Source organism: Mesorhizobium sp. M7A.F.Ca.MR.148.00.0.0, from assembly GCF_003997735.1.
GTDB lineage: Bacteria > Pseudomonadota > Alphaproteobacteria > Rhizobiales > Rhizobiaceae > Mesorhizobium.
In genome coordinates this window covers 1-1,484 of record NZ_RZTB01000266.1, presented here as the reverse complement: position 1 = coordinate 1,484, position 1,484 = coordinate 1, and the positions used below count along the sequence as shown (strand labels likewise).

Below are 1,484 nucleotides of genomic sequence, written 5' to 3'. Positions count from 1 at the left end.
AGGCGTATATAGTCGCCACCAACGACAACTGTCAACACACATCGACAATGTTTTTTCGATTTCTCGTAGAGATATCCACCGGGCCGAAATTCATGAGTTGGCTTGGCTGAATTGTGGGCGGCGTTCTAGCGCCCACCATTCCTGTGATGCGTCCCGAGCTCGAGGCGCTGATGTGCGCCATCGCACCCGTCGCAGCTGGAGGACTGCAGAGCAATTCTCCACCGAAGCGCCGTTTAGGGCCGGTCCTCGAGCAATTCCGGTGTGATGTTCCGGCCGGCGTAAAAGCTGCCAGGAGCAGGACCCGCCCGCCCTCGACGGCAAAGGCAATGCTGTCGCGGTAGCCAACAATCCGCAGCCAGGCATGATCTCGACCCGCTCGGTGCCCCGCTGTAGAAAAGTCGACAGACCGAGACAATGGTCGGGATACCCGCAATGAATTTCCAGGCGATCGCCGGCGACGCACGTCCGGCTATGTCACCGTTTGCTCCAGCTCGGCTTCTGCCTTGGGGTGGAAGACAATCCGATACTCCACCCCTACTAGGCTTTCGCCTGCTTCGCGCGATGACGCGCCTCCAGCCGGGAGAAAACCGTCTCGGCAGGGATTCCCTTCGATGAATCCTGCCGGAGTTCAGCCAGGCGCCCCGGTATCTCCTCGCAGCCATTTCTCCCGCTCCGCCTCCAGATCCTCAAGCATGCGCAGGCCCGCGCGGACAACTTCGCTGGCATTGTTGTAGCGGCCTGATTCGAGCTGCTTCCTAATGGAGCTCTCGTAATGGTCATTCAAGGCGAATTTGGCATTGGCATCCCCCTGCGGGGACATGGGAGTGATCCCGCACCTGGCGATAGATGTCAGCTATCAGCAAAATTGGCCGATTCGACCATGCTACACCTTGCGCCACTCATCCCCAGAGAATCGCCCTTCACTTTGATTCGACTTGATCGAGGCGTCGCTTCAGCGCCCCCCAGGCCGCTCGGCCAACGGCACTTGCGGCGTGACACACCCAACCGCCGACGCGATCGAGGATCCACATGCAGGTCGATTCGCGGTCCTCAGTCATTTGTCATGGCCGAGGGTGGCCACAAAAAGCCGACTGAATAGAACACCACCCCGACCCAATTCATTTCGTATTTGATTGCAAGTCACCACCGGCATCACTGACCGATGCCTGAGGATCGGATGCTCCGTCTTTTCTGCCTCCGGTTCGGTTGATCTGGCCATGGCGGCGGCTGGGCGCCTCGCTTGCCAGTCCCCTGAACGCAAACGGCCCGCGGCTGCGGGCTATTTTGAATTAGGTTTGTTGAGAGGCTTGTCTGTCGTCGTAGCTTGTCGGCTGAGGCCTCTTTCTGCGCCGAGGAGTGCCGCTTGCAGGCACCGCCGAGGAGTGCCGCTGCAGGCACCGCCGAGGAGTGCCGCTGCAGGCACCATTGTCCCCGAATGCGAACGGCCGGCGGGCATTGTTCCAGGCGGGCCGTTTGCTTACCGA

1 pseudogene is annotated in these 1,484 nt (G+C 60.2%); it reads right to left on the bottom strand.

Going from position 1 to position 1,484, the window contains the following annotated elements:
• Positions 1-537: 537 nt before the first annotated feature.
• Positions 538-820, bottom strand: a pseudogene (locus EOB49_RS33810) (type II toxin-antitoxin system ParD family antitoxin).
• Positions 821-1,484 lie beyond the last annotated feature (664 nt).